This is a genomic window from Nocardia suismassiliense (assembly GCF_900269665.1).
In the GTDB taxonomy this organism is placed as follows: domain Bacteria; phylum Actinomycetota; class Actinomycetes; order Mycobacteriales; family Mycobacteriaceae; genus Nocardia; species Nocardia suismassiliense.
In genome coordinates, this window is the sequence record NZ_LT985361.1 from 4,798,688 (window position 1) to 4,814,150 (window position 15,463).

General features: G+C 67.2%; 16 protein-coding genes. 10 read left to right on the forward strand and 6 right to left on the reverse strand.

Annotated elements, in window-relative coordinates:
• A partial coding sequence (locus DBO33_RS44025) for a hypothetical protein (RefSeq protein WP_234390962.1) occupies positions 1–275 on the reverse strand: 275 nt, incomplete at its 3' end.
• Between the two features lie 27 nt (positions 276–302).
• Positions 303–806 (reverse strand): hypothetical protein, encoded by a 504-nt coding sequence (locus tag DBO33_RS42900; protein ID WP_159080394.1) that lies wholly within the window; start codon positions 804–806, stop codon positions 303–305.
• Between the two features lie 459 nt (positions 807–1,265).
• Between DBO33_RS42900 and DBO33_RS42905 the strand changes: the two genes are divergently transcribed.
• Positions 1,266–1,964, forward strand: a complete 699-nt coding sequence (locus tag DBO33_RS42905; RefSeq protein WP_159080395.1) for an FHA domain-containing protein — start codon at positions 1,266–1,268, stop codon at positions 1,962–1,964.
• Positions 1,965–2,201: 237 nt separating this feature from the next.
• Here DBO33_RS42905 and DBO33_RS21495 read toward each other — a convergent pair whose 3' ends face one another.
• Positions 2,202–2,909: a hypothetical protein gene (locus tag DBO33_RS21495; RefSeq protein ID WP_159080396.1), complete on the reverse strand. Its 708-nt coding sequence runs from the start codon at positions 2,907–2,909 to the stop codon at positions 2,202–2,204.
• 256 nt (positions 2,910–3,165) lie between these two features.
• Here DBO33_RS21495 and DBO33_RS21500 point away from each other — a divergent pair, with 256 nt between their 5' ends.
• From DBO33_RS21500 to DBO33_RS21515, 4 genes are all read left to right on the forward strand, one after another.
• Positions 3,166–4,227: a chitinase gene (locus DBO33_RS21500; protein WP_107656642.1), complete on the forward strand. Its 1,062-nt coding sequence runs from the start codon at positions 3,166–3,168 to the stop codon at positions 4,225–4,227.
• A 205-nt stretch (positions 4,228–4,432) separates the two neighbouring features.
• Positions 4,433–6,112: a serine hydrolase domain-containing protein gene (locus DBO33_RS21505; protein ID WP_159080397.1), complete on the forward strand. Its 1,680-nt coding sequence runs from the start codon at positions 4,433–4,435 to the stop codon at positions 6,110–6,112.
• A gap of 25 nt (positions 6,113–6,137) precedes the next feature.
• The gene (locus DBO33_RS21510; RefSeq protein ID WP_107656644.1) at positions 6,138–6,809 is read left to right on the forward strand and encodes a winged helix-turn-helix domain-containing protein; all 672 of its coding nucleotides are present in this window, start codon (positions 6,138–6,140) and stop codon (positions 6,807–6,809) included.
• A complete protein-coding gene (locus tag DBO33_RS21515) occupies positions 6,806–7,858 on the forward strand; it encodes a HAMP domain-containing sensor histidine kinase (protein ID WP_159080398.1) in 1,053 nt (350 codons plus the stop codon). The genes DBO33_RS21510 and DBO33_RS21515 overlap by 4 nt, the downstream gene beginning before the upstream one ends.
• A 98-nt stretch (positions 7,859–7,956) precedes the next feature.
• Here the strand turns inward: DBO33_RS21515 and DBO33_RS21520 are convergent, their stop codons facing one another.
• Complete coding sequence (locus DBO33_RS21520) at positions 7,957–8,364, reverse strand: MerR family transcriptional regulator (RefSeq protein ID WP_107656646.1); 408 nt, start codon at positions 8,362–8,364, stop codon at positions 7,957–7,959.
• Positions 8,365–8,413: 49 nt separating this feature from the next.
• Here DBO33_RS21520 and DBO33_RS21525 point away from each other — a divergent pair, with 49 nt between their 5' ends.
• Positions 8,414–9,286: an NAD(P)-dependent oxidoreductase gene (locus DBO33_RS21525; protein WP_107656647.1), complete on the forward strand. Its 873-nt coding sequence runs from the start codon at positions 8,414–8,416 to the stop codon at positions 9,284–9,286.
• On the opposite strand, the gene DBO33_RS21530 is transcribed toward DBO33_RS21525, so the two are convergent.
• Positions 9,287–10,144 carry a class I SAM-dependent methyltransferase gene (locus DBO33_RS21530; RefSeq protein WP_107656648.1) on the reverse strand — a complete coding sequence of 286 codons (858 nt, stop codon included), beginning with the start codon at positions 10,142–10,144 and terminating at the stop codon, positions 9,287–9,289.
• 88 nt (positions 10,145–10,232) lie between these two features.
• Complete coding sequence (locus DBO33_RS21535; protein WP_234390963.1) at positions 10,233–11,102, reverse strand: LysR family transcriptional regulator; 870 nt, start codon at positions 11,100–11,102, stop codon at positions 10,233–10,235.
• A gap of 334 nt (positions 11,103–11,436) precedes the next feature.
• Here DBO33_RS21535 and DBO33_RS21540 point away from each other — a divergent pair, with 334 nt between their 5' ends.
• Genes DBO33_RS21540 through DBO33_RS21555 form a run of 4 tightly spaced genes read left to right on the forward strand, consistent with a single transcriptional unit; the run spans position 11,437 to position 15,463 of the window.
• Complete coding sequence (locus DBO33_RS21540) at positions 11,437–12,879, forward strand: form I ribulose bisphosphate carboxylase large subunit (RefSeq protein ID WP_107656650.1); 1,443 nt, start codon at positions 11,437–11,439, stop codon at positions 12,877–12,879.
• Positions 12,880–12,899: 20 nt separating this feature from the next.
• Positions 12,900–13,322 (forward strand): ribulose bisphosphate carboxylase small subunit, encoded by a 423-nt coding sequence (locus tag DBO33_RS21545; protein WP_107656651.1) that lies wholly within the window; start codon positions 12,900–12,902, stop codon positions 13,320–13,322.
• Positions 13,312–14,325: an AAA family ATPase gene (locus DBO33_RS21550; RefSeq protein ID WP_107656652.1), complete on the forward strand. Its 1,014-nt coding sequence runs from the start codon at positions 13,312–13,314 to the stop codon at positions 14,323–14,325. The genes DBO33_RS21545 and DBO33_RS21550 overlap by 11 nt, the downstream gene beginning before the upstream one ends.
• A gap of 16 nt (positions 14,326–14,341) precedes the next feature.
• Positions 14,342–15,463 carry a class 1 fructose-bisphosphatase gene (locus DBO33_RS21555; protein ID WP_107656653.1) on the forward strand — a complete coding sequence of 374 codons (1,122 nt, stop codon included), beginning with the start codon at positions 14,342–14,344 and terminating at the stop codon, positions 15,461–15,463.

Consider the following 15,463-nt stretch of genomic DNA (forward strand, 5'->3'; position numbering starts at 1 on the left):
AGATGTGTATAAGAGAGGGGGTGGTGACGCCTGCGCCGGGGGTCGGGGTGGGGTTGTTCGTGGATGAGGTGGATCAGGTGGCTGAGATGTTGCCTGAGCGTGGGGTTTTCGCCTTGGGCGAGGGCACGGCGCCGGGAGGTGGGGTGGTGCTGTGGTTTGGCGCAGGAGGTCTTGCTGCTGGCGCGGAGGGTGTTCCGCTGCGTGGGTTCGAGCCGCAAACCGGGGGCCACCCGCAGCGTGGGTTCGAGCAGCGCCACGGGGTTGCGCAGCCGCACGGTGGCGAGGCGCAATTCGGCGCGCAGTCACACGGCGCGGAGGCGCAGTTCGGTGTGCAGCCAAGGTTCGGGCTCGATGAGCAGCGTGGGGTTCGGCAGCAACACGGTGCCGAGACACCTATCGGCGGCCACGCACCACGTGAATTCGAAGAGCAACACGGCGGCGTGACACCTATCGGCGGCCAGGCGCCGCGCGGGTTCGAAGAGCAGCACGGGGCTGGACAGCAACACGGCGCTGAAGCACAAAGAGCCGAGCTGCCCGGTGGCGAGCCGCCACGAGCCCCGGAACCGTGGAGACCGGACCATATCGCGGATGCTGGCACGGAGTACTACAGCGCATCGCCGGCGTCGCACGAGCCTGATCCGACGGGGTGGACCGGCGCTCAGCAGCAACATGGTGTTGCGCCGCAACAGGATCCGGATCTGCGGAAGCGCGACGACGTCGCAGATGCCGGGACGGAGTATTACAGCGCCTCGCCGGTGTCGCGAGAGCCTGATTCCGCCGGGCGGACCGGTGTTGAGCAGCAACATGGTGTTGCGCCGCAGCGGGCTCCGGATCTGCGGAAGCGGGACGATCTCGCGGATGCCGCGACCGAGCAATACGGTGCGTCAGCGGTATCGCGGGAGTCTGATCCCGCGGGCTCGGCAGGTGGCGAGCCGCCGCGTTACGGGAGCGAGTCGGCACACCGCTCGGATACGCCGCGCTACGGCAGCGAATCAGCACACCAGCCGCATTCGGATGCGCCACACTTTTCCGGTGCCGCGGGGTCCGGAAGCGGTGAGCTGCCCGTCGAAAGCGCTGGTGCGTCGCCGTCCTCCATGACGCCGCCGCACACGCAGATTCCGCCGGTGGGCGGGGTTGCCGAGTCTCAGAGTGAAGGCGCTTCATCGGCACGTCCGGTCCCGCAGGTCCCTCCGGCGGACGCGATCGCCGAGCAGTCGAGCGGAAGTTCGCCGGCGGTCAGCCCGGCTCCGCCGCACGACAGGGTGTTGCCGCCCAGTACGCCGCGGCTGTCCAAGCCGTTCAGCACGGGACAGTCGGAGAGTGTGGCGCACAGCGGCGCGCAACCCGGCATTGTGCGTCCGGAACACGTTGCGGCTCAGCATCTTCCGGACCACCCTGCGGCTCGCGATGCCGATCTCGAAGAGACCGTGGTGCCCGGTGAGGCGCTGGCGCCGCGCGGCCGGGACGGTGGCGTCGTGGCCGAGGCACGCGGTGTCGTGGTCAAGGGGTTCAAGTGTGCGCGTGACCATCTCAACGATCCGCGGGTGTCGTTCTGCGCGGTCTGCGGTATTCGAATGGACCAGTTGACCTGCATACTCACCGACGGCATTCGTCCGCCGCTCGGTCTGCTGCTGCTCGACGACGGCACCTCGTTCGTCCTCGACAACGACTGTGTGCTCGGCCGCGAACCCGAGCACGCGGAAGCGGTCGCCCGGGGTGCCCGCCCGGTCCGCGTGGAAGACCACTCCGGTGGCATGTCGCGCGCGCACGCCGAGATTCGCCTCATGGACTGGGACGTCACCGTCGTGGACGGCGGCTCCACCAACGGCACCCACGTCCGTCAACCCAGCCACCAGGATTGGACTCGCGCCATCCCCGGCCACCCGGTCAAGCTGACCCCCGGCGCGCAGATCCAACTCGGCGGCCGCGTCGCCACCTTCGACTCCCAGCACGGTCAGCTCTGATCAGTGGTGCCGCTGGCATTGGTCGCCGCGTGCCGCCCAGTGACGCGTCGGTCCCGGGATCCACCGTGAACTGCAGACCCGATAGCCCGTCATCGTCGCCGGGACCGGATACGTTTCCGGCGTATCCGGTCCCGCCGCATACGTTTTGACATCCGCACGCGTGTCAGGGCGGCGAGTCGGTGTGCGGGAACCTAGAAGGTGTGCGGCTACGACACGGAGCTGCCTTGATGGCGAGAGCTACATCTTGACGGGCTCGATCTTGGTGGTGTCGACTTCCAGGCCTTGGACTTTGAGGACTGCGATGGCGTCGGCGAACGCTGCAACGGCCTGATTCTCCGCGTCGGCGGCCTCGTTGGCCAGATCGATGTTATCCGGATCGTCCCCGGCGGCCTCGGCTGCCTTGGTTGCGGCAGCGGACTTGTCGAAAATCCGGGTGACGGCCTGCATGGCCTCGGCGGCCTCGTCCGCCTTCGAGGCGGCAACACCCGCAGCGGCAGCGGCCTTGTCGAAAGCAGCGTCGACCTCGGCATCGGTTGCACCGCCGGTAGCAGCCTGGGCGGCGGCTTCGGCGGCATCCTTGCTTGTCGCGGCCTCGTTGGCTTTTGCCGCAGCGTCGCTGGCCTTGGAAGAAGCTGTGGCGGCCTTGGCTGAGGCATCTTCAGCGGCCTTCTTGGCATCCTCGGCGGCAGCATTGACAGCGCCGGAAAGGACAGCGCTGGCATCCGATATGAGAGCGTGCCGCGCAGCCGCGCTGTAAGCGCGTTGGCAGTGCTGGATGACCAGTGCTCTGGTGCTTGCCTCAGTCTGACCTTCCGCCGGCGTGACGGTTTCGGGTTCGCACTCGCCTTGCCACGGCGGATCCGCAGCGGCGGGCGCGATCCCAGAGCCGAGCACTGCGGCGGCAACAGCAATCGTCGACGCCAGCACGCGGGTAACAGCCTTCACGACCACCTCCATAGACGAGTGACAAACGGTCAGGCCTGGTGAACCCGGAAATCGGCGCACCCGACCCATCCTTATTCGATACCACCGGTACTGCGGATCGGTGCCGATCCAACCCTCGTGTCGCGGCCCCCGCTAACCAGTTGCCGTGGGGCAACCTCTCCCCAGTTGTCGCCATTGGAGTTGATCAGCGGGGGTGTGTTTCTACTTGGTTATGAATTCCACCTGTGGCTCGCGTGGACTCGGCCAACGCTCGGTAATGCTCAGATATTTGATGGCCGTATTGGCGGTGATCGGCACCATGGTGGTCGCGGTCGCGCCGGGTGTTGCCGCGGCTCCGGCTGATGTCTGTCCGACCAAGCCGAAGCCGAGTGGCAAAGTGTTGCAGGGCTATTGGGAGAGTTGGGACGGCGCGGCCAACGGGGTGCACCCGGGCATGGGCTGGATCCCGATCACCGATGCCCGGATCGCCGCGCACGGCTACAACGTGATCAACACGGCGTTCCCGGTCATCGAATCCAATGGCACCGCGCGCTGGGAAGACGGCATGGAACCGACCGTCAAGGTCGCGACGCCCGCCGAGATGTGCCAGGCCAAGGCCGCAGGCGCCACCATTTTGATGTCGATCGGCGGCGCGGCCGCGGGCATCGATCTCAGCTCCAGCGCGGTCGCCGACCGGTTCATCGCGACCATCGTGCCGATCCTGAAGCGGTACAACTACGACGGCATCGACATCGATCGGGAAACCGGTCTCGTCGGCAGCGGAAACATCAAGACCCTCTCGGCCTCCCAGGCCAACCTGATCCGCATCATCGACGGCGTGCTCGCCCAGATGCCCGCCGGGTTCGGCCTCACCATGGCCCCCGAGACCGCCTACGTCACCGGCGGCAGCGTCACCTACGGCTCCATCTGGGGCGCCTACCTGCCGATCATCAAGAAGTACGCCGACAACGGCCGCCTCTGGTGGCTCAACATGCAGTACTACAACGGCAGCATGTACGGCTGCGCAGGCGACTCCTACCAGGCCGGCACCGTGCAAGGCTTCATCGCCCAAACCGACTGCCTGGCCAAAGGTCTCAACATCCAGGGCACCACCATCACCGTCCCCTACGACAAACAAGCCCCCGGCCTCCCCGCCCAGCCAGGCGCAGGCGGCGGCTACATGTCCCCAGCCCTGGTCGCCCAAGCCTGGAACCACTACGGCACCGGCCCCGCCAACTCCCTCAAAGGCCTGATGACCTGGTCCATCAACTGGGACGGCTCCCGCAACTGGACCTTCGGCAACAACGTCAAATCCCTCCAGGGCCGCTCCGTCCAGTAAAACCCCACCACCACCGATTCGACCCGCTAGCCACCCCGCCAGCGGGTCGAATCTTGCCGACTTGACGTAGGTTGTGTGCTCTTGACTGATGCTGCAGCGCACGTCATGAGCGTGCACGGTGCGTCAAGACGCCCGGTACGGATTTAGCGCTGCATCGACGCTTTCGTTCACAGTGGGTTCACGGAGCTATTCGTATGTTCGATGGGTGCATCGACTTCTGGCCCTATGGATTACCGTCACCGCCCTCGCCGTTGGTGCGTGCACCTCCGACGTGTCGTCGGGTGGGCCGAGGTCGATCGAGGGGTGCGACCCGGCGATGCAAGCGGCGTTCGATGCGTGGGCGGACGCTGGATTCAGTGGGTCTGTCGCGATCTCGGTCGGCGGCGAACCCGTGTGCCGGGCCGCGTATGGCATCGCCGATCGGGCTAGCGGCGCACCCAATGAGGTCAGGACCGTCTTCAGTATCGGCTCGGTGACCAAGGCTTTCACCGCGGCAGCGGTGCTCGACTTGGTCGACAAGAATGTGGTGCAGCTCGATGTGCCTGTGGGGCAGCTACTTCCGGAGTTGACCGGCCCGGCTGCCGCGGTGACAGTACGCCAGTTGCTACTGCACACCAGTGGACTCACCGGATCCCATGGCAGTGACTATGTTCCGCTCGACCGTGCTGCGGCAATCGAAGCGATGGGTTCGCTGGAACTGGCCTTCGCACCCGGCACGGCATTTCTCTACTCGAATGCCGGCTACACGCTGCTCGCGTTGATCATCGAAAAAGTCTCGGGACTCAGCTACCGCGAGTACGTGACCTCGCGACTGCTGAAGGTGCCGGGCGCGCCGATAGCGGCCGGTTTCTGGAACGGCGAACCCGCCGCGCCGCAGCCGCGCGTCGTCGGCTATCGGGAGGACGGATCCGCCGGTGACGGAACCGATTTCGGCGGTCCGCACTGGGCGGTCGAGGGCAACGGCGGCATCGCGATGACGATGGGGGAACTGGCGCGCTGGTCCGACGCATTGTTCGGTGGGCGAGTGCTCACCGCGGCGGCCACCGCGACGCTGACCACGCTGCGTTTCGACCGCGGCGACGGCGTCGCCGAAATCCCCGGCTGGGTGGCGTTCGACCGGGCGCGTTACGGCGAGCCCGCCTACGCCTCGGCGGGTGGCGGTGGCACCGGGCTCAACGTGGTCGTGGCGGTGCTGCCGGAGAGCGGGCGAGTGATCGCGTTCGGTTCCAATACCGCCGACGTGAGCGCCGAGGAGCTGCTCGACGCCGTCGGTCCGGCGCTGGTCACCGGCGCGCCAATGCCGTTGCCGCAAGCCGGAAACGACGTCGATCCCGCGGCCGTCGCAGCGCTCACCGGCACCTATCGGCTCGACAGCGGTGGCACGTTCACGGTGTCGGCGGCGCAGGACCGGCTCGCCATCGCGGCCCGCGGCGCCGATGCCGTCGAGACGCTGTTTCCGCTGCCAGAGGGCTTTTCGCGTGACGAGGTCGCCGAGCACGAAGCGGCGGTACGGTCGATGCTGGTGGCGCCGGAAACCGCAGCGGGACGCGACGAACGCGGCAGCATCGAGCGCAGTGCCGGGCCGATCGACCGAGTGACCTTGGCGGGCACCGTGGTTCGAGACAACGAGTTACGCACCTATGTCGAGATCACCTCCGCAACAACGTCGCACCTGTTCTGGTACGCCCTCGACAAGGCAGGCGGTATCGCCGCCGCGGAGGTCGACGCCGACCCACCGAGCCTGCTGCTACGACCGGACGGCGCCGGGTACCGGCCGGACGATCCGACCGGACGCGGCCCGGATCTCACGGTGCGGTTCGACAACGCGGACACGATGACAGTCGACGGGCCCGCCGGTGCGCGTAGCGCCGCACGGGTGCGCTGACCGGGAACTACTGCCAGGCTTGGGTATGCGCATTCTGCTGGTCGAAGACGAGACCGAACTCGGGGACCTGCTGGCGCTCGGTCTGCGCAACGAGTCGTACGCGGTCGACCTCGCCCGCAGCTACGCCGCGGCGGACCTGCTGTTGCGTACCAACCACTTCGACGTGGCCTGCATCGATCTGGGCTTGCCCGACGGCGACGGCTTGGACCTGCTCCACCGGCTCGGCGTCGATCCCGAGCTGCGTTGTCCGACACGATCTCTCGTGTTCACCGCCCGCGACGCGGTGGCCGATCGGGTGGCTGGGCTCGACGCGGGCGCCGACGACTATCTGGTGAAACCCTTCGACTTCGCGGAACTGACGGCACGGTTGCGGGCGCTGGCCCGCCGCAGGGACAACCACGACTCGACGTTGCGAGTCGGCGACCTCACCCTCGATCTCGCCGCCCACCGAGCGTGGCGCGGCGACCGGGAGTTGGCACTCACCGCACGGGAGCTGTCGCTACTGCGCTACTTTATGTACCACGCGGGCGAGGTGCTGCCCACCGAGCAACTGCTGGAACATGTTTGGGACGCACACGCCGACCCGTTCACCACCTCGGTGCGGGTCATCCTCTGCCGCCTGCGCCGCAAGCTCGGCGATCCGCAGCCGATCGTCACCATCACCGGGGCAGGCTACCGCCTGGCGGCGACCACGTGACCGACTGGCGGCGGTCGCTGCGGGTCCAGCTGGCGGTGCTCGGCTTCGCGACCAGCTACCTGCCGGTGTTGCTGTTGCTTTCGGTGCTGTTCCTGACCCGGGACGAATCCGTCGTTGCCCGCGACGGCGCCGAGTCGGTCATCTCGACGGCCGACCGGCCGCCCTGGGTCTTGTGGACCGCGCTGATCCTGGCCCCCGCTGCGGCGGGCCTGGCCTGGTGGTGGGCCGGACGGGCAGTGCGGCCGATCGAACGGGTGCGCGCCGTCGCCGAGGAAATCGAGGCCGCCGACCTCGGCCGCCGGATCGGCCTGCACCACGGTCCGACGGAATTGGTCTCCCTGGCCGCCGGTTTCGACGCAATGCTGGACCGCCTCGAACACGCGGCGGACGCGCAACGGCGACTGGTCGAGGAAACCAGCCACGAACTACGCACACCGTTGTCGGTGCTGGCCATGAACGCCGATGTGCTGCTGGCACATCCGGAACCGACGATCGAGATCTATCGAGCAGGCCTGGCTCGCTCGCGGATCGCCGCGCACCGGATGTCGGTCTCGATCGAGCAGCTACTCGCCGACGCGCGCGGCCGCACCCGCACCCTTGACCGGCAGCGCGCCGATCTCGTGGTGATCGCTCGGAATGTGGTGGACGAGTTCCGGATCCCCGCGGCAGCCAAGGGCAGTCGGCTCACGCTGACCGCGCCTTCGACCGCGGCGGCCTCGGTCGACGAGCTGACCATCCATCGTGCCGTGGCGAACCTGGTCGACAACGCGGTCAAGTACGCGCCCGCCGAGTCGTTGATCGAGGTGGCCGTCGAAGTCGGCGCGGCAGACGCGACAGTGATCGTCACCGACCACGGCCCGGGCATCCCGCCCGAGGACCAGGCCCGCATCTTCGACCGCAGCTGGCGTGGTGCGCACGACGCGGACGGCAGCGGGCTCGGCCTGCCGATCGCCCGGCAGGTCGCCCTCGCACATGGCGGGACACTCACGGTGCGATCACCGGGTCCGAGCGGCGACGGTGCCGAATTCCGCCTCCGCCTGCGCAGGTAGCGAAGTCGAGCAGGCGGGGTACCGTCGCCGTAGGCGGCTTGGCGGTGTAGCCGCCCAGCCCTGTCCACCGGCGTCAGTGTGGACGGCCTGCCGACGGTTCAGGCGGGGATGCACTCCAACTCGGTCCCGTCGAACGGCGGATAGGTTTCGCTACCGGATTCTTCGGCGGCGGTGATGTAATCGGCCAGCGCGGCGCGGGATTCCGCGAGCTTGGCCATCTGGTCGTCGAGGCGTTGCAGGCGGGCGCGCATGGCGGTGAGCAGTTCGGGGCAGCCGGGAAGTTCGGGGTTCTCGCCTACGGCGCAGGGGAGGAGGTAGGCGATGTCTTCGGAGGACAGGCCCGCGCCGAGGAGGTGGCGGATCTGTTTGACGCGCAGGATGGCGGATTCGTCGTATTCGCGGTAGCCGTTGGGGTTGCGGTCGGCTTCGAGCAGGCCTTGGGCGCCGTAGTAGCGGAGTTGGTGGGCGTGGACGCCCGTTCGACGACTCAGTTCACCGATGCGCATCGCGACCTCACTTGACCTTCATACCGGTATCAACGTTGATGATGCTGCCATGGACAAGAAAACCGAAACATCTGTGACTGTCATCGGACTCGGGCTGATGGGGCAGGCGCTCGCGGGGGCGTTCCTGAAGGCGGGGCATCCGACGACCGTGTGGAACCGTACGGCGGCCAAGGCCGAGAAGTTGGTGGCCGAGGGGGCACGCCTGGCGCCGACGGTCGGCGAGGCGCTCGCGTCGAGCAGTCTGACGATCATCTGCCTCACCGACTACGACGCCGTGCGCGAGCTGCTCGACGCGGCCGATCTCGAAGGAACGATGCTGGTCAACCTGACCTCGGGTGACTCGACCCAAGCCCGGGAGGCTGCGGTGTGGGCCGAAAAGCGCGGTGCCCGTTACCTGGACGGCGCCATCATGGCGCTGCCGCCGGCGATCGGAACCGACGAGGCGGTGATTCTGCACAGCGGTCCGGAGTCGGACCTCGAGGCGCACCGGTCGACGCTGGAAGCGCTGGGCACGATCTCCTACCTCGGTGCGGATCACGGGCTGGCCTCGCTCTACGACGTGGCGGGCCTGGCGATGATGTGGAGCGTGCTCAACGCCTGGTTGCAGGGCACGGCAATGCTGCGCACGGCCGGAGTCGATGCCGCGACGTACGCGCCGTTCGCCCAGCAGATGGCCACCGGGTTGGCCGGCTGGCTGCCGGGTTATGCCGAGCAGATCGACAAGGGTTCGTTCACCGCGGAGACGTCGGCCTTGGAGACCGACGTGCGGGCGATGACGCATCTGATCCAAGAGAGCGAGGCGCTCGGCGTCAACGCCGAACTGCCGAAGCTGTTCAAGGCCATCGCCGACCGCTCGATCGCGGCCGGACACGGCGGCGAGCAATACCCGGTGCTGATCGAGGAGTTCAGCAAGCCCGCGTAACTACTCCTGGCGAAACCGGATCACCCCGGACCACGGACGGCGCATGGGCTTGCGCAGGTCGGGCGCGGGCAGATACGTGAACGGGCGCAAGAACCACGGAGCGCGGCGATATTTGCGCGCGTGCACCAGCAGTTCTTCCACCTCCAACGGCTGCCAGCCGAGCTCTTCGAAGAAGGTCAGCCCGCCCGGCGGCTCGAACTTCATCGGCGCGTTCTCCAGCAGGGACTCCGAACGCATCCGCAGCGTGCCGAGGTTGGTATCGGCCATCCACCACGCGACCTCCGGCCTGGTCAGTGCACGGACCAGGTCGGTAGCGGTGTCGACGTCGAGGTAGAACAGCAACCCCTCGGTGAGCACCAGCGCTTTGCTCGCCCGGGCGGTGACCGGGCCGATCGCACCGAGCGCCTCGTCGAGAAACTTCTCTCTCGCTTCGGGATCGGCGAGGTCCACGGCCCGCCGGATCAGCACGCAGTGCGGGGTTTCACCGGCCAGGCCGGCCTCCTTCTCCTCGAGAATCTCGGGCAGGTCGGCTTCGACCCAGACGAAGTCGGCGGGCAGGTCGAGACGGTATGGGCGGGTGTCCAAGCCGGCGGCCAGGTTCAGGATCCGGTCGCAGCCCTCGTCGATCGACTTGGTGATGACGTCGTCGATGAGTTTGGTGCGGGCGATCACCGGCCAGCCGTTGCGCATGATGCTCGGTGCGGCGTCGGCGATGGCGTAGCCCTGCGGTCCGGCGAGCCGGTCGGCCAGCGGGTCCTGGAACAGCGCATCGGGGCGTGCCGTTTCGCGGGCCCGGTAGGCGGCCACCCACCGGGCGGTGTCCGACACGTTCGAGATAGGTGCTTCTCCGCCAACCATGCGGCTCAGTTTGGCACAGCACCGACCGGTCGGCCTTGTGGTACACATCACGTCCCGAGTCAACCCAGAAGTGCTGCGCCAGAGGCTATTACGCGGGGTGGAAGGCGTCGGCGCCGACCTCGCCGGGGTCCAGGATGTGGGTGAGGAACAACCGCGTGGTGGGCGTCGGCGTGCGGGTGGTGATGGCGTGCCAGGGCCGGTCCATGGGCGTGCCGGTGACGGGCAGTATGCGCAGGACGCCGGATTCGAGGTCCTGGGAGACGGCGTCACTGTGAATCAAGGTGACGCCCAACCCTTCTCGGGCGGCGGCGAGCACAGCGCCGTGGCTGCCGAGAGTGAGGGTGGGCGGGCTGATTTCGAGTTGGTCGAGCAGGGAGAGGGTGGCGTCACGGGTGCCCGAGCCGCGTCCGCGCAGTAACCAGGTGGTGCGCAGCGGGTCCTGATCGGCGGCCCCGACCACGATGAGGTGGCTGGGCCTGCGGGCGCGGATGACCAGCCCGGTGTTGCGGGGCGGACGGCCCGCGATGACGAGATCTGTTTCGTGGTGCTGCAATTCGAGGAACAGCACATCGCGCGGATGCACCGACAAGCTCAGTTCGATGTCGGGGTAGCGGTTGCGGAACGCGGCCAGCGGACGCAGCAGGACGTACTCGCCCGCGGTGGCCACCACCCCGATGCGTAGTCGCCCGGTCTCGGCCTGCTGGACCGCGGCGTGCGCCTCCTTCATCAGGCCCAGGATGCTGCGGCAGTACTCGGCGTAGATGCGGCCTGCCTCGGTGAGCGCGATGCCACGCCCGGATTTGGCGACCAGCTTGGCACCCAGCTGCTTCTCGATGTGGGCGACAGCGGCGGAGACCGCGGCCTCGGTGATGTGCAGCTGGGTCGCGGCGCGGCGGATGCTGCTGAGCCGGGCGACCACCAGGAATGTTTCCATCCTGGCCGCACTGACCGCTCCCATCCGCCGACGGTAGCAGTGACTCTGGTGCCAACGGAATTGACGTCGATGCGGGGGCGATGATGTATGGAAACATCGATGATGTCGAGGTCAACCCGACCGTGGCGCGTGACTCCCCTTCCGCGTCGCGCTCGAGTACCCCGGGACGGTGCGCGTCCCGGGGTACTCGCGGCGGTTCCGGAAGTTTTCCGACGCCCGCCGCGCTCCTTACCCTGCCGGGTTCGCGCGAAACCTGACTTTTTCGTTGAGCTTTCGCAGGAACAATCAAATTGTTTGTTGTCTACCCGGCCGTCATCCTGGAATTCGCAAGGCGCACAAGCCGATCCCAGGAGGAACGATGGCCGAAGCTACCGAGCGGGACCGGTGGGATCCGGGCGTTCAATCGTATGCGTCGATGGGATATTACGCGCCGGACTATCAGCCGTCGGATACCGATGTGCTCGCCGTATTCCGGGTGACGCCGCAGCCGGGGGTTGATCCGATCGAGGCGGCGGCCGCGGTCGCGGGCGAATCGTCCACGGCGACTTGGACGGTGGTGTGGACCGACCGGTTGACGGCACACTCGAAGTATCAGGCCAAGTGCTATCGGGTCGATGAGGTGCCGGGGCGGCCGGGCGAGTATTTCGCTTATGTCGCTTACGATCTCGACCTCTTCGAAGAGGGCTCGATCACCAATTTGACGTCCTCGGTGATCGGCAATGTCTTCGGTTTCAAACCGCTGCTGGCACTGCGCCTGGAGGACATGCGGATCCCGGTGGCGTATGTGAAGACTTTCCAGGGTCCACCGCACGGCACGGTGATGGAACGGGAGTATCTGAACAAATACGGCCGCCCGCTGCTCGGCGCCACGGTGAAGCCGAAACTCGGTCTGTCGGCGCGCAATTACGGCCGGGTGATCTATGAGGCGTGCAAGGGTGGCCTGGACTTCACCAAGGACGACGAGAACATCAACTCCCAGCCGTTCATGCGGTGGCGTGACCGCTACCTGTTCGCCATGGAGGGCGTCAATCGCGCCATGGCCGAGACGGGAGAACTCAAGGGCCATTATCTGAATGTCACCGCGGCGTCGATGGAGGACATGTACGAGCGGGCCGAGTTCGCCAAGGAGCTCGGCAGCGTCGTCATCATGATCGACCTGACCGTCGGATATACGGCGATGCAGTCGATGTCGCACTGGGCGCGGCGTAACGGGCTGCTGCTGCACCTGCACCGGGCCGGGCATTCCACGTTCACCCGGCAGAAGACGCACGGCGTGAGCTTCCGGGTGCTGGCCAAGTGGTGCAGGCTGATCGGCGTCGACCATCTGCACGCGGGCACGGTGGTCGGCAAACTGGAGGGCGATCCGGCGACGACCCGCGGTTTCTATGACACGTTGCGGGAGAACCACATTCCGGCCAATCTGGGCAACGGCATCTTCTTCGATCAGGATTGGGCGAGCCTGCCGGGCGTGATGCCGGTGGCCTCCGGCGGCATCCACGCCGGGCAGATGCACCAGCTGCTGGATCTTTTCGGTGACGACGTGATCTTGCAGTTCGGTGGCGGCACGATCGGGCACCCGCTGGGTATCGCGGCGGGCGCCGAGGCGAACCGGGTGGCGTTGGAGGCGGTCGTCAAGGCCCGCAACGAGGGTCGCGATCTGCTGAAGGAAGGCCCCGACGTGCTGCGCAAGGCGGCCGAGATCTGCCGCCCGCTCGACGTCGCGCTGGCGACCTGGGGCGATGTCACCTTCGACTACACCTCCACCGACGCGCCCGACGCGGTGCCGACGGCCACTCGCTGAAAACCCTTGGAGCCCAAGCGATGTACCTGCGTCACGGAACATTTTCGTACCTGCCGGAGTTCACCGACGCGGAGATCTCCGCCCAGGTGCGTTACGCGCTGCTCAACAGCTGGCCGGTGTCCATCGAATACACCGACGACCCGCATCCGCGCAACGCCTACTGGGAGATGTGGGGGCTGCCGCTGTTCGATCTCGACGAGCCCGACGGTGTGCTCGCCGAGATCAATGCCTGCCGTGCGACTTTCCCGCACCACTACATCCGGGTGCTGGCCTATGACGCCCGCTTCGGCAGGCAGACCACGGCGCTGAGTTTTCTCGTGCAGCGCCCGGCCGACGAACCGGGTTTCCTGCTCACCCGGTTGGAGGGTCCGGATCGGCAGCAGAAGTACGGGCTGCACTCGTATGCCACCGACGACCGCCGGGGACAGCGGTATGGCGGCTGAGGCCAACGGGTTTCGGCTGCACCGCCCCGGCACCGGCGACGGCAGGCCGGTGCGGGCCGAGTCCGCAGAGGCGGCCGAGCCCGAGATCCTCGACGACGACGCGGTACTCGATCTGTCGACCGACATCGCGGGCAACGATGTCGAGGACACGTTGCGCAGGCTCGATGCCGAACTCGTCGGCCTGGCCAACGTCAAGCGCCGGGTGCGCGAGATCGCGGCACTGCTGCTGATCGACCGGGCCCGGCAGCGATTCGGGCTGAGTGCGTCGCGGCCCACCATGCACATGAGCTTCACCGGCGGGCCGGGCACCGGCAAGACCACCGTCGCGCTGCGCATGGCCGAGATGCTGCACGCGCTGGGCTATATCCGGAAACCCAAGGTGCACACCGTCACCCGTGACGACCTGGTCGGTCAGTTCATCGGTCATACCGCGCCGAAGACGAAGGAGGCGCTGGCCAAGGCGGCCGGCGGGGTGCTGTTCATCGATGAGGCCTACTACCTGTTCCGGCCGGAGAACGAGCGGGACTACGGGCAGGAGGTCATCGAGATCCTGTTGCAGGAGATGGAGAACGAGCGCGCCAGCCTGGTGGTGATCTTCGCGGGCTACCCCGATCGGATGGAGCGGTTCTTCTCCGCCAATCCGGGGTTGTCCTCGCGGGTGGCCCATCATCTGGAGTTCGCCGACTACACCCACGCGGAGCTGCTCGGCATCGCCGATCTCATGGTGGCGCGGGAGAACTTCCGCTTCGACGAGTCCGCGCATACCGCCTTCGCCGAATACTTGGCGCTGCGGATGATCCGGCCGCGGTTCTCCAACGCGCGCAGCGTGCGTAACGCGCTGGACCGCTGCCGGTTACGCCAGGCCAAACGGCTGGTGGAGCTGCACAGACCGCTGCGTAAGACCGATCTGATCACGTTGACCGACCAGGATGTCTACGGCAGCAGCGTGTTCACCGACAGCACCGCACCGCAGGACGGGCCGAGCGCGCGGGCCCCAGCGTGACGAGATCGAGGCGCCCATGCCAGAGGGATTGAAGACGCTCACCCGCTACACGATCGAGGAGGAGCACCGGCACCCCGGCTCCTCCGGTGAGTTCTCCGCGTTGGTGAATGTCGTTGCGACCGCGACGAAGATCATCGCCAACCAGGTGATGAGGGGCGCTATTGTCGACTCGCCCCGGGGGACGGCAGGAGGCGCAGCCGACGGGGTGGGTGAGCACAGCGCCGCGGAGCCGGACAATCTGCCGCCGACGGTGCACCGCAAGCTCGATGCCATCGCCAACGACATCATGGTGGCCGAAACCCAGTGGACGGGGCATCTGGCGGCGTTGCTGTCGGAACAGATGTCGACCATTCATCCGGTGCCCGATGCGCATCGGCGCGGCAAATATCTGCTGGCCTTCGATCCGCTGGACGGGTCGTCCAATATCGACGTGAATCTGCCCGTCGGAACGATTTTCAGCGTGCTGCGGTCCCCGGAGCGGGACAACGGCGCACCCGCCGCCGAGGACTTCCTGCAATCGGGTGTGCGCCAGGTGTGTGCCGGGTTCACGTTGTACGGGCCCGCGACCATGTTGGTGATCACCACCGGACGCGGTGTCGACGGTTTCACCCTGGACCGGGAGATCGGCGCGTTCGTGCTCACTCATCCGCGGATGCGCATCCCCGAGGACACGTCCGGGTTCGCGATCAATGCCGCCAACGAGCGGTTCTGGGAGCGGCCGGTGCGCCGGTATGTGCACGAATGTCTCGACGGCGTGGAAGGTCCGCGCGGGCGCGATTTCAATATGCGCTGGGTGGCGTCGCTGGTCGCGGACACCTTCCACATTCTGACCAGGGGCGGGGTCTATCTGTATCCACACGACACTCGACCACCGGCGCGCCCCGGCCGGGTGTCGTTGCTCTACGGCGCCAATCCGATCGCGTTCATCGTCGAACAGGCCGGTGGGTGGGCGACCACGGGCGGTGAGCGGGTGCTGGAGGTGCCGCCGGAGCAGGTGCATCACCAGGTGCCGCTGATCTTCGGGTCGCGCAACGAGGTCGAACGGATCGAGCGCTATCACAGCGAGCCCGACGAGGGGCACATCTTCGACAGCTCGTTGTTCGGGACGCGTTCGTTGTTCCGGCCCGCGCCGCACTGA